This is a genomic window from Microvirga makkahensis (assembly GCF_009830105.1).
Lineage (GTDB): Bacteria > Pseudomonadota > Alphaproteobacteria > Rhizobiales > Beijerinckiaceae > Microvirga > Microvirga makkahensis.
In genome coordinates this window covers 20,707-42,118 of record NZ_WURB01000025.1, presented here as the reverse complement: position 1 = coordinate 42,118, position 21,412 = coordinate 20,707, and the positions used below count along the sequence as shown (strand labels likewise).

General features: G+C 61.3%; 16 protein-coding genes and 2 pseudogenes. 9 read left to right on the top strand and 9 right to left on the bottom strand.

All coding sequences use genetic code 11. The features are described from left to right. The first annotated feature begins 116 nt into the window (after window positions 1-116). The 4 genes from GR328_RS21800 (at window position 117) to GR328_RS21785 (ending at window position 4,279) form a co-directional block, all read left to right on the top strand. On the top strand, window positions 117-2,222 hold the full coding sequence (locus tag GR328_RS21800) for a bifunctional rhamnulose-1-phosphate aldolase/short-chain dehydrogenase (protein ID WP_160887614.1): 2,106 nt from the start codon (window positions 117-119) through the stop codon (window positions 2,220-2,222). A gap of 22 nt (window positions 2,223-2,244) precedes the next feature. Further along, a complete protein-coding gene (rhaI, locus tag GR328_RS21795) occupies window positions 2,245-3,540 on the top strand; it encodes an L-rhamnose catabolism isomerase (protein ID WP_160887612.1) in 1,296 nt (431 codons plus the stop codon). Then, window positions 3,432-3,704 carry a helix-turn-helix domain-containing protein gene (locus GR328_RS28645; RefSeq protein WP_425487065.1) on the top strand — a complete coding sequence of 91 codons (273 nt, stop codon included), beginning with the start codon at window positions 3,432-3,434 and terminating at the stop codon, window positions 3,702-3,704. Before rhaI ends, GR328_RS28645 begins: the two co-directional genes overlap by 109 nt. Before the next feature lie 134 nt (window positions 3,705-3,838). Beyond that, window positions 3,839-4,279, top strand: a complete 441-nt coding sequence (locus GR328_RS21785) for a nuclear transport factor 2 family protein (RefSeq protein WP_205790204.1) — start codon at window positions 3,839-3,841, stop codon at window positions 4,277-4,279. A 218-nt stretch (window positions 4,280-4,497) separates the two neighbouring features. Here GR328_RS21785 and GR328_RS21780 read toward each other — a convergent pair whose 3' ends face one another. Continuing rightward, window positions 4,498-6,045 (bottom strand): MFS transporter, encoded by a 1,548-nt coding sequence (locus GR328_RS21780; RefSeq protein WP_160887608.1) that lies wholly within the window; start codon window positions 6,043-6,045, stop codon window positions 4,498-4,500. A 412-nt stretch (window positions 6,046-6,457) separates the two neighbouring features. Here GR328_RS21780 and GR328_RS21775 point away from each other — a divergent pair, with 412 nt between their 5' ends. Beyond that, window positions 6,458-6,601, top strand: coding sequence for a hypothetical protein (locus tag GR328_RS21775; protein WP_160887606.1), 144 nt, complete (start codon window positions 6,458-6,460; stop codon window positions 6,599-6,601). Then, the gene (locus GR328_RS21770; protein WP_160887604.1) at window positions 6,598-8,691 is read left to right on the top strand and encodes an autotransporter outer membrane beta-barrel domain-containing protein; all 2,094 of its coding nucleotides are present in this window, start codon (window positions 6,598-6,600) and stop codon (window positions 8,689-8,691) included. The genes GR328_RS21775 and GR328_RS21770 overlap by 4 nt, the downstream gene beginning before the upstream one ends. A gap of 207 nt (window positions 8,692-8,898) precedes the next feature. Here the strand turns inward: GR328_RS21770 and GR328_RS21765 are convergent. The 5 genes and pseudogenes from GR328_RS21765 to GR328_RS21745 all read right to left on the bottom strand — a co-directional run bounded on the left by GR328_RS21765 (window position 8,899) and on the right by GR328_RS21745 (window position 12,859). Beyond that, window positions 8,899-9,458: pseudogene (locus tag GR328_RS21765) on the bottom strand (IS6 family transposase). Between the two features lie 74 nt (window positions 9,459-9,532). After that, entirely contained in the window at window positions 9,533-10,897 is a 1,365-nt protein-coding gene (locus GR328_RS21760) for an ArgE/DapE family deacylase (protein WP_160887602.1), read from the bottom strand. Window positions 10,898-10,930: 33 nt separating this feature from the next. Then, entirely contained in the window at window positions 10,931-11,944 is a 1,014-nt protein-coding gene (locus tag GR328_RS21755; protein WP_343039448.1) for a DMT family transporter, read from the bottom strand. Between the two features lie 174 nt (window positions 11,945-12,118). Next, window positions 12,119-12,436: a helix-turn-helix domain-containing protein gene (locus GR328_RS28640; RefSeq protein ID WP_160887598.1), complete on the bottom strand. Its 318-nt coding sequence runs from the start codon at window positions 12,434-12,436 to the stop codon at window positions 12,119-12,121. 3 nt (window positions 12,437-12,439) lie between these two features. After that, window positions 12,440-12,859: a hypothetical protein gene (locus tag GR328_RS21745; RefSeq protein WP_160887596.1), complete on the bottom strand. Its 420-nt coding sequence runs from the start codon at window positions 12,857-12,859 to the stop codon at window positions 12,440-12,442. A 1,112-nt stretch (window positions 12,860-13,971) separates the two neighbouring features. Here GR328_RS21745 and guaD point away from each other — a divergent pair. Further along, entirely contained in the window at window positions 13,972-15,345 is a 1,374-nt protein-coding gene (gene guaD / locus GR328_RS21740; RefSeq protein ID WP_160887594.1) for a guanine deaminase, read from the top strand. A 191-nt stretch (window positions 15,346-15,536) separates the two neighbouring features. On the opposite strand, the gene GR328_RS21735 is transcribed toward guaD, so the two are convergent. The 3 genes from GR328_RS21735 to GR328_RS21725 form a co-directional block, all read right to left on the bottom strand. Next, window positions 15,537-17,420 (bottom strand): TRAP transporter permease, encoded by a 1,884-nt coding sequence (locus GR328_RS21735; RefSeq protein ID WP_160887592.1) that lies wholly within the window; start codon window positions 17,418-17,420, stop codon window positions 15,537-15,539. 116 nt (window positions 17,421-17,536) lie between these two features. Further along, window positions 17,537-18,484 (bottom strand): TAXI family TRAP transporter solute-binding subunit, encoded by a 948-nt coding sequence (locus GR328_RS21730; RefSeq protein ID WP_160887590.1) that lies wholly within the window; start codon window positions 18,482-18,484, stop codon window positions 17,537-17,539. A 52-nt stretch (window positions 18,485-18,536) separates the two neighbouring features. Beyond that, the gene (locus GR328_RS21725; RefSeq protein WP_205790203.1) at window positions 18,537-19,622 is read right to left on the bottom strand and encodes an Ldh family oxidoreductase; all 1,086 of its coding nucleotides are present in this window, start codon (window positions 19,620-19,622) and stop codon (window positions 18,537-18,539) included. Between the two features lie 323 nt (window positions 19,623-19,945). Here GR328_RS21725 and GR328_RS21720 point away from each other — a divergent pair, with 323 nt between their 5' ends. Further along, window positions 19,946-20,710, top strand: a complete 765-nt coding sequence (locus GR328_RS21720) for an HpcH/HpaI aldolase family protein (protein ID WP_160887588.1) — start codon at window positions 19,946-19,948, stop codon at window positions 20,708-20,710. Window positions 20,711-20,956: 246 nt separating this feature from the next. After that, window positions 20,957-21,096 (top strand): annotated as a pseudogene (locus GR328_RS27670) (IS110 family transposase); the annotation flags it as partial. Window positions 21,097-21,412: the final 316 nt, after the last annotated feature.

Below are 21,412 nucleotides of genomic sequence, written 5' to 3'. Positions count from 1 at the left end.
TGATCTATTTTGATTGATTTTGACCAGTTTTGGTTGACAAGGCCGGGAGCCTCGCCAATGCTCTCCGCCTGAGCGTGAGGCACTGCGCAGCCACTTCAGCTTGGCAGGAGGACAATGTGGATACCGCAACACAGAACGTGAAGCTGCTGGACAACAAATGGGATGACGCAAAGGCTGTCGGGCTCGACGAGCCCGGCCTGCTCCTCTACCGCTCAAACCTCCTCGGTGCCGACAAGCGCATCACGAATTATGGCGGCGGCAACACCTCGGCCAAGGTAATGGAAACGGACCCGCTCACCGGTGAGACAGTCGAGGTCCTCTGGGTGAAAGGGTCCGGCGGGGACGTCGGCACGATCAAGCTCGACGGTTTTGCCACCCTCTACATGGACAAGCTGCGGTCGCTGAAGTCCATCTACAGGGGGGTTGAGGACGAGGACCGCATGGTGGGCTTCCTGCCTCATGCAACCTTCAACCTGAATGCGCGCGCAGCCTCCATCGACACGCCCCTGCACGGCTTCCTGCCCTATAAGCATGTGGATCACATGCACCCGGATGCGATCATCGCAATCGCAGCCTCCAAGAGCTCGCGCGCGCTCACGCAGGAAATCTTCGGCGACGAGATCGGATGGCTCCCCTGGCGCCGTCCTGGCTTCCAGCTTGGCCTTGACCTCGAAGCCTTCGCCAAGGCCAATCCTCACGCCAAGGGTGTGGTGCTCGAGAGCCACGGCCTCTTCACCTGGGCCGATACGGCCAAGGATTGTTACGAGCTGACGCTGCGCATCATCAACCAGGCCATCAAGTGGTTTGCTCTGAAAACGGCAGGCAAGCCGGCCTTCGGAGGCGCTGTGGCCGCCAGCCTTCCCGGGGACGAGCGCCGCAAGATCGCCGCGCGTCTGATGCCGGAGATCCGCGGCAGGATCGGTCAGGCGGAGCGCAAGCTCGGGCATTTCGACGATCAGGATGCGGTGCTCGAATTCGTCAACTCCGCCCATCTCAAGCCGCTAGCGCATCTCGGCACCAGCTGCCCGGACCACTTCCTGCGGACCAAGATTCGCCCGCTCGTGCTCGACTTCGATCCGCAATCGCCGGATGTAGATTCTGTTTTGACAGGTCTCGATGCGGCGCTGGAATCCTATCGCGCCGACTACACGCGCTATTACCAGCAATGCAAGCACCCGGACAGCCCGAAGATGCGCGATCCGAACCCGGTGATCTTCCTGATCCCAGGTGTCGGCATGTTGTCCTTCGCCCGTGACAAGGCCACTGCTCGCATCGCCAGCGAGTTCTACGTCAACGCCATCAATGTGATGCGCGGCGCGTCTACGGTCTCGGAGTACCAAGGCCTGCCGCAGCAGGAAGCCTTCGACATCGAATACTGGCTGCTCGAGGAAGCTAAGCTCCAGCGCATTCCGAAGCCGAAAAGCCTCGCGGGTCGCGTCGCGTTCATAACGGGCGCCGCCGGCGGGATCGGGCGCGCGACGGCGGAGCGGTTGATTGCGGAAGGCGCCTGCGTGGTTCTGGCCGACATCGATCAGGAATCGCTCGACACAACAGTCGCGGATTTCGGCAGGCGCTTCGGAGGCGACGTGGTGCGCGGCGTGAAGCTCAACGTCACGAGCGAGAGCGAGGTCCTCTCCTCCTTCGTCACGGCGTCGGTCGAGTTCGGAGGTATCGATATTCTAGTATCCAATGCCGGCATTGCCTCCTCGGCTCCCATCGAGGAGACCGAGCTTGCGATGTGGAACAAGAATATCGACATTCTCGCGACCGGCTACTTCCTGGTCTCCCGCGAGGCGTTCCGTCTGTTCCGCCGCCAGAAGCTCGGGGGCAACATCGTCTTTGTGGCATCCAAGAACGGCCTCGCCTCCTCTCCCAACGCCTCAGCCTATTGCACGGCCAAGGCTGCTGAGATCCACCTTGCCCGCTGCTTGGCGCTCGAGGGCGCGAAAGCTGGCATTCGCGTCAACACGGTCAATCCGGACGCGGTGCTCCGCGGCTCCAAGATCTGGTCGGGCGAATGGCGGGAGCAGCGTGCGGCTTCGTCCAACCTCGCGGTCGATCAGCTGGAGGAGCATTACCGCAAGCGCTCCCTGCTGCAACTGAACGTCTTCCCCGAAGACGTCGCGGAAGCGATCTATTTCCTCGCCTCGGACGCCTCGGCGAAGTCCACTGGCAACATCATCAATGTCGATGCGGGAAACGCTATTTCGTTCACCCGCTAAAGGAAACCCGGGGAGGAAACCAATGCCAGAACAGAGGATCCGGGCTGACATCATTGCCGCCGACAACGAGAAGCGCGTGAGCGCTCTCAAGGTCGGTTACGAGGCGCTCGGCGCGAAGCTCTCCGGCGAAGGTATCGATATCGATACGATCACGGAGAATGTGGCAGAATTCTTCGTCGCCATTCCCTCCTGGGGCGTCGGCACGGGCGGGACGCGCTTCGCGCGCTTTCCCGGCATCGGCGAACCACGCAACATCTTCGACAAGCTCGACGACTGCGCGGTGATCCACCAACTCACGCAGGCGACACCCAGGGTGTCCCTGCATATTCCGTGGGACAAGGTGGACGATCCGCGGCAACTGAAAGCCCATGCAGATGCGCTGGGCCTCAGCTTCGACGCGATGAATTCCAACACATTCTCTGATGCGCCGGGGCAGGAGCACAGTTACAAATACGGATCGCTTAGCCACACGAATTCAGGGACCCGCCAACAAGCCATCGAGCACAATATCGAATGCATCGAGATCGGTAAGATTATTGGCTCGAAGGCTCTCACGGTCTGGATCGGCGATGGCTCGAATTTCCCGGGACAAACCAACTTCATGCGGAGCTTCGAGCGTTATCTCGACTCAATGAAAGCAATTTACAAGCGACTCCCGAGCGACTGGCGCATCTTCACCGAGCACAAGATGTACGAGCCGGCGTTCTACTCGACCGTCGTACAGGATTGGGGCACGAACTATCTCATCGCGACGGAACTCGGGAATAAGGCCTATTGCCTCGTGGACCTTGGCCACCATGCGCCGAACGTCAATATCGAGATGATCGTCGCCCGCCTCGTCCAGTTCAGGAAGCTCGGCGGCTTTCATTTCAACGACTCGAAATATGGCGACGATGATCTGGATAGCGGCTCCATCGATCCCTACCGCCTGTTCCTCGTCTTCAATGAACTGGTGGATGCCGAGTATCGTAAAACACGGGACTTCCATCCCGCTCACATGATCGACCAATCTCACAACGTAACGGACCCGATCGAGAGCCTGATTTGCAGCGCCAACGAGATCCGGCGAGCCTATGCGCAGGCCCTGATCGTCGATCGAAAGGCTCTCGAGGATTACCAGGAGGCAAACGACGCGCTCATGGCCTCCGAGACCCTGAAGAACGCCTTCCGTACCGATGTAGAGCCGATCCTCGCCATGGCTCGCTTGAAATCCGGGGGCGCGATCGCCCCGGTGGCGGCTTTTCGCGCCAGCGGCTATCGCGAGAGCGTCGGCAAGGAGCGTCCTATCGTGGCCAGTGGCGGCGGCGGAATCGTCTGATCCCGCCCCCCTTCGCTTCGCATAGCGCCAGCACGCCCCGCCTAGGTCGGGCGGAATTGATCCGCCGCGTCATCGAACATGGTCAGTCCGCTGGGGAGATCGCCCGAGATTCTGGCATCAGCGAGCGCACCGCACGCAAGTGGCTGGCCCGCCTCTCGCCTTAACCTGTGGCTGATGCATCCTATCAATGTTTACGCTCATTATCTCCGGGGTAATCGACCGCCTTCCTCCTTCCGGGCAGAATCCTGCGCATCGACGGAACCCCCAGGGATCCGGCCGCAACAGCGAGGAGAGCACCATGATGCCCGTCACATCCGCCACCACCGACGATTCCGTCGCCGACGCCACACGCGCGGTCGTGCAGGCGTTCCTGGCCGCCCGGCTGGCCGGAGACACCGAGCGGCTCGTCGCGCTCTTCGCCGACAAGGTCGACTGGATGCTCGCCGAAAACCCTGCCGCTCGCTGGATCCGCCCACGGTCCACCGCCGCCGAATGCGCTGCCCAGTTCACGGAGTTAATGGAACATACCGTGCCTGAGAAGGCCCGGGCTACCGTCGATACCTTCCTCGTCGAGGGTCCCGACGCCGTCCTGATGGGGCACCTGTCCGGCACCGTCCGCGCCACGGGCAAGTCCTTCGCGGGCCCGTTCGCGCTGCACCTCACTGTCAAGAACGGCCGCATCACCCGGCATCGCCTCTTCGAGAACAGCCTCTCGATCGCCGAGGCCTGCACCCCTTGAGGGCGCAGGCATTCGGCATCCAAAAGTCACCTGCAGGCTGCTCATGAACTATCTCGCCGGATGTAAGGAGATTTCCCGTGACCGACGCTGCGACTATCGTCACCTGCGACATCGACCTCTGGAACGAGACGGATCCGCGACGCCGCAGAGCCCTGCTGGGCGAACTCTGGAATGAGAACAGCACCTATCTTGCCCCTCATGCAGGGGATGGGTCACGCCTACTTCTGCGTGGCCGCCTTTCCCTCGATATGAGCGCTCGCATAGATCTTGCGAGCGAGAGCGGCCAGAAACAGCAGCGTGACTGACGCGATGGCACAGCACGTCGCAAAGCCGAGCGAGAAGCCGGTTCGAGCCACGTTCAGCCATGCGGGTGCTGTTTCGCCCATCGCCTTGGCGGTCTCGACCGCGCCGGCGAGGGTGGAGGAGACGGCAAGCTGCTGAGCGGCGTTCAGCCCGCTCAGGTCCACCCCATCCATCGTCATGCGGTAGACGAGCGTTCCGAGACTTCCAAGAACGGCGACACCAAGCGCTCCGCCGAACTCCGCGCTTGTTTCCGAGATGGCGGAGGCCGAGCCAGCCTGCTCCGGCGGTGCAGTCCCCACGATCAGGCCTGTCGTGGTGAGGATGACCGGCACGAAGCCGAGCCCCACCAGCATGCTGGCGCCAAGAACGCCTACCAGGCTCTCGGCATAGGCGGCGGCAGCCATCGCGGAGACGCCGACGGCATTGACCAGCAGGCCGAGGAGCACGGTCCTGACCGGGCCGAGCCGGTTCATGAATCGATGAGACTGGAACGACATGACCGTGAAGACGAGCGCGGACGGCACGGACCACAAGGCCGCTTCGAGCGGCGCCAGGCCGAGAACCAGCTGCAGAAACAGGTTTTGGAACAGGAAAACGCCGAACACGAAGAACACGCCGGCCAGATTGACGATCAGCGAGGCCGTAAAGGCGGGAATGCGGAACAGGCGCAGATCGACCAGAGGATGTGCGAGGCTCTTCTGGCGGCGCACGAACAGCACGCCGACCAGCAGGCCGGCGACGATGGCCACCAGCTGGCGCGGCGCAAAGCCGTCGGCTGCCATATGCTTGAAGCCGTAGATGATGGGCAGCACGGTCCCGAGCGACAGCGTTACACTGAGCAGGTCGAGCTTTTCGCCGCCCTCATTTCTATATTCCGGCAGCAGGAAGGGCGCGGCGACCAGCAGCGCGAGCATGATCGGGATGTTGATCAGAAACACCGAACCCCAATGAAAGTATTGCAGCAGCACGCCGCCGATGAGGGGCCCCACCAGCCCTCCCAGGGCGAAGGCAGTGCCCCAGATGCTGATCGCCCGGTTCCGCTCGTGTTCGTTCTCGAATAGGTTAACCACCAGAGACAGCGTCGACGGAGCAATCGTCGCACCGGCGATCCCAAGCAGCGCGCGAGCAATGATGAGTTGCTGAGCCGTGCTCGAGAATGCGGCAAGCGCCGACGCCACACCGAACGCGAAGGCACCAATGAGCAGCACACGCCGGCGTCCGATCCTGTCGCCGAGCGTGCCCATGGTCACGAGGAAGCCTGCGACCATGAAGCCGTAGATGTCGTTGATCCAGAGCATTTCCGATGCCGATGGATCGAGGTCCGCCACAATGGCCGGCATTGCCAGAAAGAGCACGGACAAGTCCATCGAGTAGATCAGGCAGGCTGTCGACAGAACGCAGAGTCCGATCCACTCACGGCGTCCGGCGAGCGGCTGGTTTTCAACTGTTGTCTGTTCTTGCATGACTCGACTTGCACCTTCGCAAGGTGCGCAATTTCAACACCTCGCGAGGATTTGGCAAGTCCCAGAAACAGAGAAATTCTGGATCAGAGCTCTTCCCGGCTAGGTGCAAAACGATGCGGCGGCACGTTATCGGGGGCCAAGTTGAAGGCATCGTCAGTTCGGCGAGCTTTACCGGAACTGTGCGGGTTCTCGGCCCAGGCCAGGACACGCACTTTCAGTGATTTCGAGGTTTAGCAACCTTTCAGGCGCTCACACCTGTAGTCACGCACGACTAACAATGTGCAGGGCCAATCGGGCAGCATCGCCGCGCGATTGCGATTGAATGTCAACGGCCATCGAAGCACAGGTCCTTGTCCCATACACCTGGGCAGCCCAGATCAAGGAGCTCCAATTTGGGGTTTTTGGGAGCGGAATGATCGATGGCAGTATCTACGCCGCGACAATCTCCTTCGCGAGCAACCCGGGCCGTGAGCTGACTGTCTCCGGCAACATCGCTGGCCAAGTCGAGGGTGCTCCCGGCGGCGGCGGCGCACTCACGTTCAGGGCCCCACGATGACTGGCGGCAACATCGGCACTGCATCTCCGCTGGGTTCAGTCGTTTTCGGCGGTGCGGGTTTTTCAACGCTGCGGCACGATATCAACGCAAGCGCCGCGACCGGCTCGGGTGTCTTGATCGCGAACCCGGATACGACGCTCAGGATCGGCATGTCGGGCATGACCATCACGGGGCCGTTCACCAATCTTGCTACCCTGGATCTAAATGCTAATGCGTTCACGGTCGCTGGCGACATTTCCGGCTCTGGCACAATCACCAACAGCAGTGCTGCGCCAGGCACTCTGATAGTCTCGAACTCCGGTCAAGCTAGCGATAGCCTGTTCACGGGCACGATCAAAGATGGTGCTACTCTTGGGGCAGTCGCGCTCCGTCTTGGATTGGGGAGCCGAAGCCTGACCCTTTCCGGGACGAACACCTACTCGGGTGGCACCGAAATTACGAGTGGCACCCTTGTCGGCTCTGCCGCCAGCTTTGGCAGCGGTGCAATCAACAACAGCGGCACTCTGATTGTCGATCAGACGGGATCCGGCACGATGGCCAATGCCGTCGATGGCACCGGCACGGTGGGAGGGATCGTCGCCGGGAGCGGCACCACCGTGGCGCCTGGCAACTCTATCGGCACGCTTCGGGCGAGCGGCAATGTGAGCTTCGGGGCAGGCTCTATCTATCATGTGGAGACGAACGCAACCGGCCAGTCGGATCTTTTGGAGGCCGCCGGCACAGCCACTCTGACGGGCGGCACAGTAAACGTTTTGGCTGAAGCTGGCAGCTATCGGCTTCCCACCAGCTACACCATTCTTACGGCTGCAGGCGGCCGGAGCGGCACCTTTTGCGGGCGTCAGCTCCAACTTTGCGTATCTCAATCCCACCTCAGTTACACTGCCAACAACGTGAGCCTAACCCTCACGCGCAAAACCGATCCCAGCGAGCCCACTCCGCCGCCGGTAGCGTTCAACTCCGTGGCTGAGAGTAGCAGCCAGTACCGGGTTGCTGACGCCGTAGAGGCACTCGGCTCAGGCGCCTCCCTGTTCGATGCGGGGATCGGTCAGAGCGTGGAAGGGGCACGACAGGCCTTCGACGCGCTCTCCGGTGAGGCGCACGCTTCCGGTGCGGCAACAGGCTACACCAATGCTCAGCAGGTCCAGGGCTCCCTCCTGGGCCGCTTGCGTCAGCCGCTGGGCTCGGCCATCACAGTGCCGGCAGCCTTTGCGGCCGAACTGTCCCGTGCCCAGCCGGTGCTGGTGACGGTGTCGACCTTCGACCCGCGCCGCGTTGCTCTGTGGGGCGAGGGCTTCGGCTCGTGGGGCAAGTTGGACAGCAACGGCAATGCTGCCAGGATGGATACCTCGACAGGCGGGTTCATCCTCGGAGCGGATGCGACCATCAACCAGACCTACCGCATCGGCCTTGCTGGCGGCTTTACCCGCACCGCATTCGACAGCGATGGGCGACTGACCTCCGGCTCAAACGAGAGCATATTCGGCTCCCTCTATGGGTCAGCGGCCTGGGGCGGTCTGAACCTGCGCCTGGGCACCTCTCTGGCCGCAAACGACATCGACATCAGCCGCAGGGTTGTATTCCCGGGCTTTGCCGAGCAGACCAGCGCCAGCTATGACGGTTGGACCGCTCAGGCTTTCGGTGAGGTGGGCTACCGCTTCCGAGTGGGCCTTGCCACCCTGGAGCCCTTTGCAGGCGCCTCAATCCTGCGTCTCCATACGGACGACTTTATCGAGGAAGGTGGCACTGCGGCTCTGACCGGCTATGCCCAAACCTACGATTTGGGGACTACAACGCTGGGCTTGCGGATGGAGACTCAGGTAAGTGCGGAAATCCCGCTGATAATGAGGGGCATGGTAGGCTGGCGTCATGCTTATGGCGATGTTGAGCCTTCCGCTCTGGTAGCTTTCAACGGTGGCGTCTCTGCATTCTTGGTCTCTGGTGCTCCGATTGACCGTAATGCGCTGGTGACGGAAGCAGGACTCAACTGGCAGGCGACCCGCGACATTAGCCTGGGCGTGTCCTACGAAGGCCAGGTAGGCGCAAATGCACGGGAACATGCCGTGAAGGGCAACTTCATCTGGAAATTCTGACCCCGATTGGATGAGTAGATCCGTTGAGGCAACCCCCGCTCAGGACAGAACTGAGCGGGGCTTTCTTTTCTCAACTTCCGAGCAGGATTTATCTTGTTCTGCGGTGGTGGCCGAGACGTCGGGAAACCGTGAGTGCCAAAGGACACGCCTTGGCACTGTCGCGAATATTGGATGAAGACAGAAAGATGGCTATTCCACCTGCAGGCTTTAAGCAGCTAGGATGCTGAACTGCTCGGCAAGGGACAGCCGGGAACTGCGGGCGTACTTCGCCTGTCCTTTGCGCATCATGTGAACCATCTCGATGCCGCCCAGGATCACACTGGCAACAGTCCTGGATTTGAACCCAAGCATCGGTCGGATCCGCCGTTTGATGGCCCGATAATCCTGCTCGATGCGGTTGTTCAGGTAGCGGCTCTAGCGGACGCGGATCGGTTTCGGTTTGCGCCTTGAGCTATACTGGCTGAACCAAAAACCACGCCGTGTCACCGTTGCTGCCGACGGCCCGGTACGGATACCGCCAGTGGCCGCGCACCTTGATATGATTTTGTCGACATGCCACCTGCCAGCACCGGGCGCTCTTGTGAGTTGAACCGCTTCAACAGAGCGGGTGAGTACAGGATAATCCACCTGTGCATGGTCGCATGATCAACGGAGATGCCACACTCGATCGCCATCTCTTCCAGATTTTGGATGCTGAGGCCGTAGGCCGGACATCACCTCACGCACAGCAGGGTCACCGAGCGGTTGAGGTGACGGTCCTTGAACATGATGCAACTCCAACCTTGCCGGAGGCATAGGTCGAACTGAGTTACAAGTGGGGTTGCGACAGTACCTCTGAACTTCAGGTCGCGCCAGAGATGTGCGGTTCATCCGTTGCGGGACAAACGCCGCACCATGCTGCCACGAACAGAGCGATTGTCTTCGTCACGCGCCGTAACGAGGAAAGGGAGACACGCTCGTCGATGGCGTGGATGTTCTCCGCGATCGGGCCATAGACCAGCGAGGGGATCCCCGCATGGACCGCATAGACGGCCGCATCCAGGTAACACGCCATGACATAGGACTGTAAGGGCAACCCGTCGGGTGCATTGGCAACTGCATGCGCTTCGGCAAGGACGTCCTCAGCATCGGACCCAGGAGCAAGGGTGTAGCCTGCATGCACAACGCCGACCCATTCCACGATCGGGCTTGGACAAAGCTGAAGCAGTGGGTCATCAGCAGCCATCGTGGAAACGAAGGCCTCGAATTCCCTCACCCGCTCGTGAGGGTTGTCGCCAGGATAAAAGCCTATGCGGCCCTCGAAGCGGCAGCACGATGGAACAGATGCGATCCACTCACCGCCGCTGATCGTTCCGATCGTCAAAGCTGCGGGGTTCTCCACGTCGTCGAAGAATGGTTTGGTCGTCCGTTCCTCGTTCCAGCGCATCTCAAGACGACGCAAGCGATGGATGAGCCGCATGGCCGCTTCGAGCGCGCTCACGCCTCCGCTGACCTCGCGCGGGTGAGCGGGAGTGCCGTGCACAGTGATCGCAAACTTGATGACGCCGGAATTCGCCCGAACCAGCTTCTCATCCGTCGGCTCTGGGATCAGTACTGCGTCGGCAACATGACCACTGGCCAGTGCCATTGCGGCTCCGTTCCCAGTAATCTCCTCCTCAACGACAGAATGGATCTGGACCGGACCTGTCAGTTCAAGTCCCGCAGCCCTGATTGCATCGAGAGCAAAGATCGCCGCAGACAGACCTGCCTTCATGTCGCCGGACCCGCGGCCGTAAAGCCAATCGCCGTGCCGCGCCGGCTCGAAGGGTGGCTCCTGCCAACGGCTCGGATCCCCTGCGGGCACAACATCGACATGGGCGTTCAGGATGAGAGATCGCCCTGAGGCAGCCGCCGGGCGACAGATCCCGATCACATTCCATGAGTTCTCATAGCTGGCCGTTGCCGGGGAAAAAGCAGGATGCCGGCCAATCAGCGCAGTATCGATCATCTGACGATCAACGTCATACCCTCGTTCCAGAAGTGCGGCTTCAATGAGGGTTTGGACACCAGCTTCCTGTCCTCGGAGTGAGACACAGCGCACTAGCTCTGACAAGAACGCAACCTGTGTTTCAAAGGCCTTGTCGACAGCGATGAGGATGCGATCTCGATCAGCATCGGAAAGGTGGCTCGTCAGTGAGGACCCTTTGTTGAGAGCTGAATTCGCCATTGTGAAACCTTTTTATGGATGCTCGTCAGCGATTTACGGGCGGCGGATCCCGGCGGCAGCAAGTCTCGCCTCCCGGGCCCTGATGCGCTCACGATGGGCCGTATAGAGGCCGCTCGCTGCGATGACGATCCCGCCGGTGAAGGTCATGGCGCCCGGGACGGTGCCGAAAACGGCGAAGCCGAGCAACCCGGCAAACAGGAGCTGGACGTAGGAGAACGGGGCGATGATAGAGGCTGCGGCCTTGCGGTAGGCCAGGATGATGAGCCAGTGGCCTGTGGTCGAGAACGCACCCATCAGGACAGCCAGGCCGATCTCCCCAGCGATGGGTGCGCGCCAGTTGAACGGCACGAAGGCTGTCAGCGTGATCAGTCCGATCACGGCCGACCACGCCAAGGTCGCCTCAGGCCTTTCAGAGCTCATCCGGCGGGTGGCGATGGCGGCGACGGCCCAGGCGAACGCGGCGCCGATCGGGAGCAGGGCAGCCAGTTGGAAAGCCGATCCGCCGGGCTGAACGACGAGCATCACACCAAGGAAACCCACCGCTGCCGCGACCCAGCGTCGGACGCCTACCCTCTCTCCAAGAAAGGGGATCGAGAGAGCGGTGATGAAGATCGGTGAAATGAAGTTGATCGCCGTCGCCTCCGCCACCTGGAGGTGTCCCAGTCCGAGGATGAAGAACACGGACGAGCCAGCCATGGCCAGCGCCCGGATGATCTGGAGGCGCAGGCGCGGCGTGTACATCGCCCTCGCGCCGCGCGCGATGAAGACCGTCGGAATGACCACTAGGCAGAACACGACGTAGCGCAGCCAGGTGACCTCGATCGCAGGCAGCGTGCTTGTCAAGACCTTCGCGGCGACATCGCCCATGGCGAAGAAAACGGTCGCCGAGACAGCCAGGCCGATAGCAGCGAAGGTCGTGTCCCTGGCCGGAGCGACGCGCTTCCCGGGGGTGCCCTCGGCGGATGGGCAGCCCGCGACGGCGGAGACGGAGGGAGGAGGGCTCATCGGAACTGGAAGGACCTTCTCGGCGAGGGTATGGGGATTCACACGCTCTATTAAACCAGCAGGGTGAACCAGAACTGCTGAATCGTGTGTGAATTGGGCCTCTCACCTTGCGCGGAGCACCCCCGCGCTGGGTGCATGGAACTCGCGCTATAGGGAAGTAGGCCCCTCCTGGGCGACGTCCGCGATGGTCCATCGGCCTGTCTTTGCCCTCAAAGTTCAAGAGCATCGCCGCTGCGGGCGAGAAGCATTTGTTGTGATGTTCCTGTCGGTGTGCGGCAGCAGCCCTTCGATGTTGCGGCGCACCCTGCCGTAGGATTCGCACGAGGCCCTTTCTAAACCGGCCCGATCGGTCACGGCGATGGTACCCCTGCCCTGCCGGATGAAACCTGCCTCCTGAAGGGCTCGTGTGATGGTGCTGACCGTGGCGCGTTGAACGCCCAACATCCCGGCTGGGAACTCATGGGTGAGGGGCAGGGCATCTCGATCCAGCCAGCCCTGCAGGTTGAGGATCTGGCGACAGCAGCGGGATCCCACCCTTTAAACCGGGTTGCAAGCCACATTCAGCAGGACCCGGCTCATCATCGCCTCAGCGAAGTGCAGTTCCAGCTGGCGGATCTTCCGTCGCTGACCGATCACCTCTCCTGCAGGTAATCCAGCTCGATCAGGGAGGCCGTCCCGGACGCTTGCACAACGTACCGCCCGAAGGATGATCAGGCGGCCACGGCACAAGGCCCAGCGCCCTCTCTCGGCATAGGCTGCCATTTCGCCCGAGCGACCATCCTTCAACACGGCAACCAGCTTACCGGCCGTATCGTTCGGAAAGTAGGCGTAGCGCAGCGGATCACCCGCCACGTAGAGAACCTGATCCTGCTGGAAGAGCACGCCTTGGGGGCGGCTCGAACGCTGCGAAATCCTCCGGCTCCGAAGCGGCCAGGAGGCGATCGGCCCGATGCTCATGGCTCAATGTAGTGGCGGCGGAAAGGGATTGCTGTTTCAGACTCCAAGCTAAGCCGGTCATGGGCCGGAAGAAAAGGAAAATGCTTGCCGCAGAGGCTAACGAGGGCTTGAGGTGATGACGCTGGCCGAAGAACCAGCAGCCCAGGGCCTCTGAACTGCCTTTCGGACTGGTCCAGTGGCTGCTGATACTCCTGATAGGCAGAAGCGAAACTCAGCTTCGAAAGGCTTCGCTGATGAACGAGGATCGCAACCGTTCCTGGGGGTTGTGCATTGGTCAAAGGCTAGAAGGTAAGCATCACATTGAGATGGTCCGACAGACCGCGGTGCTCGCGACCATCGGAAAGAGGCCCGTTGGACAAGCGTTGTGGCATCGGCAGGACCAGGGACCCCGGCCGTTTTTCCGTGAGCTTCTGGGGCGCGATGATGAGAGAGGCTGGGCCGCCGAGGCTGGCGGCAACTATGAGGCTGTCACGGATCTTTCGCATCGGCGTACCTCGGAGCTATATGGTTAAGGCGAAGCTAACCAACGCCTCCTAAGACGGACGCACGCAACATCCTGGCGCAACGAGCACTATTCATTCTGAGGACGCAAATACATGGCTAAACGCCCAGAGCAAACGAACGAGCAGCCTGAATCCGGCGGGAAGGCCAGCACGCCCCAGCTGGACCAGCTAGAGCGGCTCGCCAACGCGGCTGCCACTGCCGCGCAGGCGAAGCAGTGGCGGGCGCGCAAGAACGGCCTGCCTCAGCAAGAGGAACCTTCGGAGGTCCGCAACCTCAGCCATGATGACGAAGCCAGAGCTCGAGCAGAGGAGGCAATGCGGCAGATGATGGCGAAGCCGCAAAGCAAACGGCGTGGGTGGTGACGATCAGGTTGCGCAAGCCAGTTCACCGGTGTGGTGCTGTCGACCGACGCTGCAGGGGCCTTGGCTGAGGGATCGCGGGACCTCTTCGGCTGAGGCGCTCCTGTTTTAGGATCGTTGACACTGACTGCGCTCTTGCTATGGAGTGCATGCGGCGTTGCAACTGGCGTCGTATCCGCCCCGGCTGACTAGCCCTCATGGCCACCTCAGCTGAGACGTATCCTCTCGGCCGCTGCGGGACCTGATACAATGCCAATCAAGGTGATTTCAGGAACTGCGCTTCATACGCCAACACGCGGCAGACTAGAGGTTCTGGAGAACGTCCATATTCTGGTCGATGAGACAGGGAGGATTTCGGAGATCCTCCCGAGCGATCATCCGCGCCTGGCTGAGGTCAGGGCTCATGCCGAGGCCCAGGGCAACCTGACCGAACTTCAGCAAGGTCAGTTTCTCCTCCCGGGTTTCGTTGACCTGCATATTCATGCGCCGCAATGGCCGCAGTTGGGGAAGGCTTTGGACGCCTCCCTCGAAGTGTGGCTGCAGAAGTACACGTTTCCCCTGGAGGCGCGATACTCCGATCTTGCATTTGCGCGTGAGGTCTATGAGGGTCTGGTTGAGGCTCTGCTTGCCAACGGCACAACCACTGCCGTCTACTTCGCGACCATTCACCTTGAAGCCTCATTGGCCCTGGCTGAGATTTGTCTCACGAAGGGGCAGCGCGCCCTCGTGGGCAAGGTTGCTATGGACGACACCGGCCAGTGCCCGGACTTCTATCGTGATGCGGATGCCTCGACCGCTGTCAACGAAACGCGGGCCTTTATCCAAGGCGTTCGGGAACTCGCCGGTTGTGAGGATCCTCTCGTTCGTCCGGTCATCACGCCGAGGTTCATCCCAAGTTGTACCGATTCATTGCTCGAAGGTCTCGGGAACCTTGCGGAACAGATGGATTGCTTGGTCCAGACCCATTGTTCGGAAAGCGATTGGGAAAGCCGCTTCGTCCAGGAGCGGTTTGGTGCAAGCGACACAGCTGTTCTTTCCCGGTTCGGGTTACTGCGCCAGAACACCATCTTGGCTCACTCTAATTTCGTCTCCGATGAAGATCTGACCGCGATCCAGCACAAAGGGGCTGCCATAGCCCATTGCCCTCTGTCGAACTTCTACTTTGCGAATGCCGTGTTCCCTCTGCGGGCCGCATTAGACAAAAACGTCCATGTCGGACTTGGAAGCGACATCTCTGCAGGGCACAGTCCGTCCATTCTGGACGGATGCCGTCATGCTTTGCTCGCGTCCCGGGCCCGCCAGAGCGGTATCGATCCACGTTTGCCACCCGACGAACGCGGCATTTCCGGCTCAGCGGTCTCGATTCCGGAGGCGTTCTGGTTGGCAACAGCGGGAGGCGGTGAGGCTCTGGGACTGCCCATCGGGAAGTTTGTGCTCGGCTACAAGTTTGATGCTTTGGTACTGGACCTCAATACTCCTGGCTCGAATGTCGGTTGGTTCCCGAACCTGGATACGCTCGAGGATCTATTTCAGAAGCTCGTCCTGAACGCGACGCGCAGCAATATCGTTATGGTTTGGGTTGATGGAGCAATCGTGGCGCGCAGCCCGTCGATCCACCTGTGAAAATGCGACGTCATCCGGCACCACAAGCCGGTCGTGCAGGTATTGCCGACGGTAAACCGGAAGAAGCGCAGCGGCATCTACGCAATCACCTGTCGGGCACGCTCCTCCATGTGGAGGAGATCAGCGCCAAGGATCCAAGGTACGTGAGGAACTGAGAAGGTCTTACTTTTCGGGCTCGCGCAACCGAAGACTTACGGCATTCCCGATTTCTTAACTCCCAGCGTAGAGTCAATCCTCCGGCCGGCGGTCAATTGGCTCATGACCACGATACCCGTCAGCGTAGCCCCGGCAAGATCGGTCACAAGGCCGGGCTTGATGAGGCAGAAGGCGGCAGCGACCAGGAACGCGCGCTCCCATAGCGCCGCCGGGCGCAGAAGATAGCCATGCAGTCCACTCGCCAGAAGAAGAGCGCCGGCTGCGGCGGTTATGGTCGCGGCGACGATGACGGGCCAATCGCCAATCATGAGCAGGGCAGGCTCATAGACGAACATGAACGGCACGATGAAGCCGGCCGCTCCGATCTTCACCGAGGCGACCCCGCTCTTCCACAGATCCGCTTTTGCAAGGCCCGCCGCCGCGAAGGTCGCGAGGGCGACTGGCGGGGTGATCGCCGACAAGATGGCGAAGTAGAAGGCGAACATATGGGCCGCAGGCTCCACGACCCCGAGCTTGATGAGCGCCGGAACGAGCAGAGCTGTCATGATGATGTAGGCCGGTGTCGTGGGCATGCCCATGCCGAGAATGATGCCGGCGATCATCGTCAGAACGAGTGCTAGCAGCAGCGTGCTCTGAGCGAGGTGAAGTACGACCTGAGTGAAGATGATGCCGGCTCCGGTCAGGGAGACCACGCCGATGATGATGCCGGCGCAGGCGCAGGCCAGCGCGACGGGAAGCGCGTTGCGCGCGCCGTCGATCATGGCCTCCACGACATTACGCAAGGTGACATTGACGCGCGTGGAGGCGCGCAGGGCCGCCACCGGGAAGCAGGCGAGCGTGCCTGCGAGTGCCGCCATTGGGGCGCTGTAGCCGGAATACATGATCATGAGGATCATCAGAACAGGCAGGAACAGGTGCCCGCGCTCGCGCAGCACCTGGCTGAGACGGGGAAGTTCGGAGCGGGGCATGCCCGCCAAGCCTAGTCGCTTCGCTTCGAAATGAACGCCACCAAAGCAGGCGAGATAGTAGAGCACCGCCGGGATGAGGGCCCAGACGATCACCTGACCGTAGGAGACCTGCATGAATTCGGCCATGACGAAGGCAGCCGCGCCCATGATGGGAGGCATGATCTGCCCGCCTGTGGAGGCCACCGCCTCGACTCCGGCCGCGAAATGAGGTCTGAAGCCGGTTCGCTTCATGAGCGGAATGGAGATCGGCCCATCGACCATGACGTTGGCGACCGCCGATCCGGAAATCGTGCCGAACAGGCTCGAACTGACGACCGATACCTTGCCTGGACCTCCTGCGGTGTGGCCTGTCAGGCTCATGGCGAAGTCCATGAAGAGCTGACCGGTGCCGGTGCGCTCCATGAACGATCCGAAGAGGACGAAAATCATCACGTAGGACGCAGAAACGCCAAGCGGCATCCCGAAGATGCCCTCCGTCGTCATATAGAGTTGATCGAGCAGGCGCATGGGCTCCACGCCGACGTAGAAGAGCCCATAGGCCAAGAAGACCAGCGCGGTGATGGGCAGCGCCCAGCCGATGAGGCGGCGCGTTGCCTCCAGAATCATAACGACGAGGATCGTGCCCATGGCCATGTCGGTCCAGGTCAGGTCGTCGATGTAATAGATGCGGTTCACGACATAGTCGTAGAAGACGAACAGGTAGAGGAGAGGCGCGGTCGCAAGCGCCAACAGGCCGTAGTCGAGCAGGGACGGCGCATCCCTTTCCTGCGTCTGGCTGCGTCGGACGACCAGGAAGGTCAAGGTCAATGCAAACAGCAGGTGCGTTCCACGAAAGATGATCGCCTCCGGAGTGCCGGTGACGATGACCCACATGTGGTATGCCGCCATGACCACACCGATGGTCCCGGTGGTCCAGCGAATGATGTTGCCGTGCGTGAGATGCTGATTCATCGAGGCAAGCCCGCGTACTCAGGCGATAGGAATTTCCCGAAGTATCGCGCTCCTCCCGCCGGCGCGGCATGGGGCACGATACTTTCCATCAAGAGCGCTCGATCAGGACTTCCTGATCAGGAGTTCTTGGCCTTCACGGCAATGCCCTGCTCCTGGTAGAACTTCGCCGCGCCCGGGTGGAAGGGCACACCGATATCCTCCGCCATACCCTTCGGCGTGAGGCCGGATATGGCCTTGCTCGTAGCCGCCAGGGACGGGATGTTGTCGGCGACGGCCTTCGTCATCTTGTAGACCATCTCCTCCGGAAGGCTGCAGGAGGCCACGAGGTGGGTCGCATAGCCGATCACCTGCACATCCTTGTCCTGCTTCGGATAGGTGTTCTTGGGCACGGTCACGAGAGTATAGCCCGGATTCATCTTCTTCATCTCGGGCAGGCTGCCCGACAGGTCGAGGAGCTTCACATCCCGCGCAGAGGCGAGATCCATCACGGCCCCGGACGGGATGGCCGTGCCAAGTGTGAAGGCCTGCGCATGCCCGTCCTTCATCTGCTCGACAGAGTCGGTGTAGGAAACGTAGCTGACCTTCACGTCGCTGTAGCTCATGCCATGCGCTTTCAGCAGCTGCTGCGTGATCAACTCGCCCGTGTTGCCTCGCGGCTGGGTCGTAATCGACTTGCCCTTCAGGTCGGTGACCTTCTCAATCCCCGAATCCGCAGGCACTAGCATCTGGAAGTACTGGGGATAGAGCGACGCCACATTGCACACGTTGGTTTGCGGCTTGGGGAATGGAGCGTTGCCGGCAAGCCCGTCGACGGTGGAAATCGAGTTGCCGAAACCTACATCGGCCTTGCCCTCGTCGATGCCCCGGACATTGGCGATGCCCGCGCCAGGGAGCGGTTGCACATTCGTGCCGGGAATAGCCTTCTCCCATAGTTCTTTCAGCTGGCCTCCGAGTGGCACCCAGACGCCTCCCTGTGGCCCAGTCATCAGCCGCAGGTCCGCGGCCTGCGCTCCGAATGCGATCATCGAGGCGGCGGTGGCGAGCAGCGTAGTCCGTAGCATCATCGTTTCCTCCATCGTATCGTTATTCCGTAGCGGATCGAGCCGCCACGGCCTTTCATTCTTCCAGTTCGGAAGACAGCAGAAACTCTGCGCCGCACTTGCGTGCGATGTCCGCAACGGACTGCACCATGGAGGCGGGAACGGGAATGCCCTCGCGTGACCGCCGCTCGAAAGTGCCGTGTTCGGGATCGCCTGGAACCAGAACGGGCTGGTCCGCATCGGCAGGAGAGGTGGCGTGTAGGCAGTCGATGAATCTATCGAGATCGTCGGCGAATTCGCCGGCCTCGCGAAAAACATCAGGATGGATTGCCATATGGAAATGGCCGACATCGAAGCGGTCCGCCTGCGGGTCGCGAAGCGGCGCAAAGCTCGCGCCCGAGAGAAGGGTCGAGAGAACCTCCACCATGGCTGCGAGACCGTAGCCCTTGTGACCGCCCATGGCGCGGGAGCCGCCGAGAGGCGTCATCAGGCGGTCGACGAGGGCCCGCTCGGGATCGTGTTGCGGCCGCCCGTCCCGGTCGAGAGCCCAGCCCTCTCTCAGGCTCTTCCCTTCACGGGCAGCGAGCTTCAGCTTTCCAATAGCGATGGTGCTCGTCGCCATATCCAGGAGAAAAGGTTTATTACGGCGCCCCGGTGCAGCGAAAGCGAGCGGATTGGTGCCGAGCCGTGGCTCACGTCCGAAGATCGGCACAATGGAAGCCTTGTAGACGGCGGACGTGGACAGCCCGATGAGCCCGGCTTGGGCGGCGCGAAGAGCATAGAACCCTGCTGCCCCGTAATGGTTGGAATCGCGAACCCCGACCGCGCCGATGCCGAAAGCGCGCGCCTTCTCCATCGCGAGATCCATGGCCCGCACGGACGGTACCTGACCTAATCCCCCGCCCCCGTTGATCACTGCCGTAGCGCCGAAGGAGCGTTCGATTCGCGTCTGCGCCTTGGGCTCCAACCGCCCGGAATGGATCAGTTCGTCATAAAGAGGCAGCAGGGTGATGCCATGGCTATCGATCCCCATCAGGTCAGCATGGGTCAACACATCCGCTGTGACAGCCGCATCCTCTTTCGGCATTCCCCAGGCTTCGAGCACAAGCGACATCTGACGCTGGAGGAGCTCCGCCGGGACCGTGAGGATCCGCTGGATCAATGCGCAACCTCACCCTTCTTTGGCCGGCTCTAACGGCCGACGGAGATGAGGGGATCCACGTGACTGAGACCGCTCTCGTAGCACCAAGGCTGCTCCGATAAACATCCATATCTACAGGTCCACGTGAGCGTTCCACCCAGAGTGGAGCTTGTCAAGTTAAGTTCTGACTCCCTTGGGAATTGATATGAAAACACCTCCGCCACCGAACAGAATATCTCTCCATAACTCTTCACAACGTTCCAGAATCGACTGACATCATGACTGGCGGCCAGGATCCGCAGGGTGTTATCAAAGACTATAAGGAACGGAGAGGACAATAACCGATGGACATTCCTGCGAACGCCTTCAAACGCGCAATTCTCAATCAGCAGAGACAGATCGGGCTTTGGAGCTCCACAGGCAGCGCCGCCGCCGTCGAAATGCTGGGGCACGCGGGCTATGACTGGATCCTGCTCGATACGGAGCACACGCCGATTGAATTGCCGGACATCGTTTCGCAGATGCGAGCTATGATAGGCACGAAGACGGAGGCCGTGGTCCGCCCGGCCTGGAATGATCCGGTTCTCATCAAACGCTTTCTCGACGCGGGGGCACAAACACTGCTCGTTCCCTTCGTCCAGAACGAGGATGAGGCGCTGCAGGCCGTTCGTTCAATGCGGTATCCACCGCACGGCATCCGTGGCGTGTCGATGAGTTCGCGGGCCAACCGCTACGGCCGCGTGACGGATTACTTCCGCCGTGTGAATGATGAACTATGCCTTCTTGTGCAGCTCGAGACCGGCGCCGCCCTCAAGCGTCTTGAGGCCATTGCCGCCGTTGACGGGGTCGATGGCATCTTCATCGGCCCCTCGGACCTCTCGGCCGATCTTGGACGTCTCGGCAATGCGGCACACCCGGAGGTGCAGGCGGCGATCCGCTCTGCCGTTGAAAAGTGCCGCAAGCTCGGTAAGGCGGCAGGCATTCTCGCTCCCATCGAGGAAGACGCGCGACGTTATCTGGAATGGGGTTTCTCCTTTGTGGCCGTCGGCGTCGATATGGGCCTGCTGCGCAATGCCTCAGACGATTTGCTCAAGCGCTTCAGAGACTGAGCGCCCTCCCCGACTTCGGACACTCCACGAACGACGAGGATGACATAGCGGACGTCGTCCATGTACCGGAGCCCTGTTGGAAGCCCGGGCCCATTGGGCTCTCCGGGACGATGGAGCGGACGAGGCTTCGGCGCAGGAAGCGCCCCCGCCATGCTGCACGCCTCGCGCAGGCTTTGATGGGGTCGCCCCGAACGGCCTCGGTGTGCCAAAGCGGAGGTGTGGAACCACCACTTGAGGGAAGCGTCCCTGGGAGAGGTTGGCACGATCGGGTTGGACTTGGCGAAGAGCGTCTTCCGGGTTCACGGCGCCGACGCATCCGGAGCGGTCCTGTTCCGCAGGAAGCGGCGGCGGCACAGGTTCTCACCTTCTTTGCGGCCCAGCGGCCCTGAACAATGGCTATGGAGGCCTGTGGTAGCGCGCACTGTTCTGCGCCATGCCGGTGAGCTGGACCGGCTTGGCGCTGAACTGGACAAGAGGCTCGCTTAGAAGGCTCTCGCCAATCGCAGGTCAGGCGGTTGACGACGATCAAGCGGGGGAACGCCACATTGGCCATGAGCGTCCTGGGGCGATCGGCGACATCTAGCGCTTCTCCTCGTCGCAGAAACTGGTGAGCGACGTCAGGCTCCTTCCTCGGGTGCGGCGGTCCGGTGACAGACCCGCTTACCACGGCCGCATCGGCAAGCAAGGACGGGCTCATGGCCC

Bases quoted from the DNA above. Each gene is read 5' to 3' on its own strand.
- rhaI (WP_160887612.1), top strand. From the start codon at position 2,245: ATGCCAGAACAGAGGATCCGGGCTGACATCATTGCCGCCGACAACGAG.
- GR328_RS21785 (WP_205790204.1), top strand. From the start codon at position 3,839: ATGATGCCCGTCACATCCGCCACCACCGACGATTCCGTCGCCGACGCC.
- GR328_RS21780 (WP_160887608.1), bottom strand. From the start codon at position 6,045: ATGCAAGAACAGACAACAGTTGAAAACCAGCCGCTCGCCGGACGCCGT.
- GR328_RS21775 (WP_160887606.1), top strand. From the start codon at position 6,458: ATGATCGATGGCAGTATCTACGCCGCGACAATCTCCTTCGCGAGCAAC.
- GR328_RS21770 (WP_160887604.1), top strand. From the start codon at position 6,598: ATGACTGGCGGCAACATCGGCACTGCATCTCCGCTGGGTTCAGTCGTT.
- GR328_RS21760 (WP_160887602.1), bottom strand. From the start codon at position 10,897: ATGGCGAATTCAGCTCTCAACAAAGGGTCCTCACTGACGAGCCACCTT.
- GR328_RS21745 (WP_160887596.1), bottom strand. From the start codon at position 12,859: ATGAGCATCGGGCCGATCGCCTCCTGGCCGCTTCGGAGCCGGAGGATT.
- guaD (WP_160887594.1), top strand. From the start codon at position 13,972: ATGCCAATCAAGGTGATTTCAGGAACTGCGCTTCATACGCCAACACGC.
- GR328_RS21735 (WP_160887592.1), bottom strand. From the start codon at position 17,420: ATGAATCAGCATCTCACGCACGGCAACATCATTCGCTGGACCACCGGG.
- GR328_RS21730 (WP_160887590.1), bottom strand. From the start codon at position 18,484: ATGATGCTACGGACTACGCTGCTCGCCACCGCCGCCTCGATGATCGCA.
- GR328_RS21720 (WP_160887588.1), top strand. From the start codon at position 19,946: ATGGACATTCCTGCGAACGCCTTCAAACGCGCAATTCTCAATCAGCAG.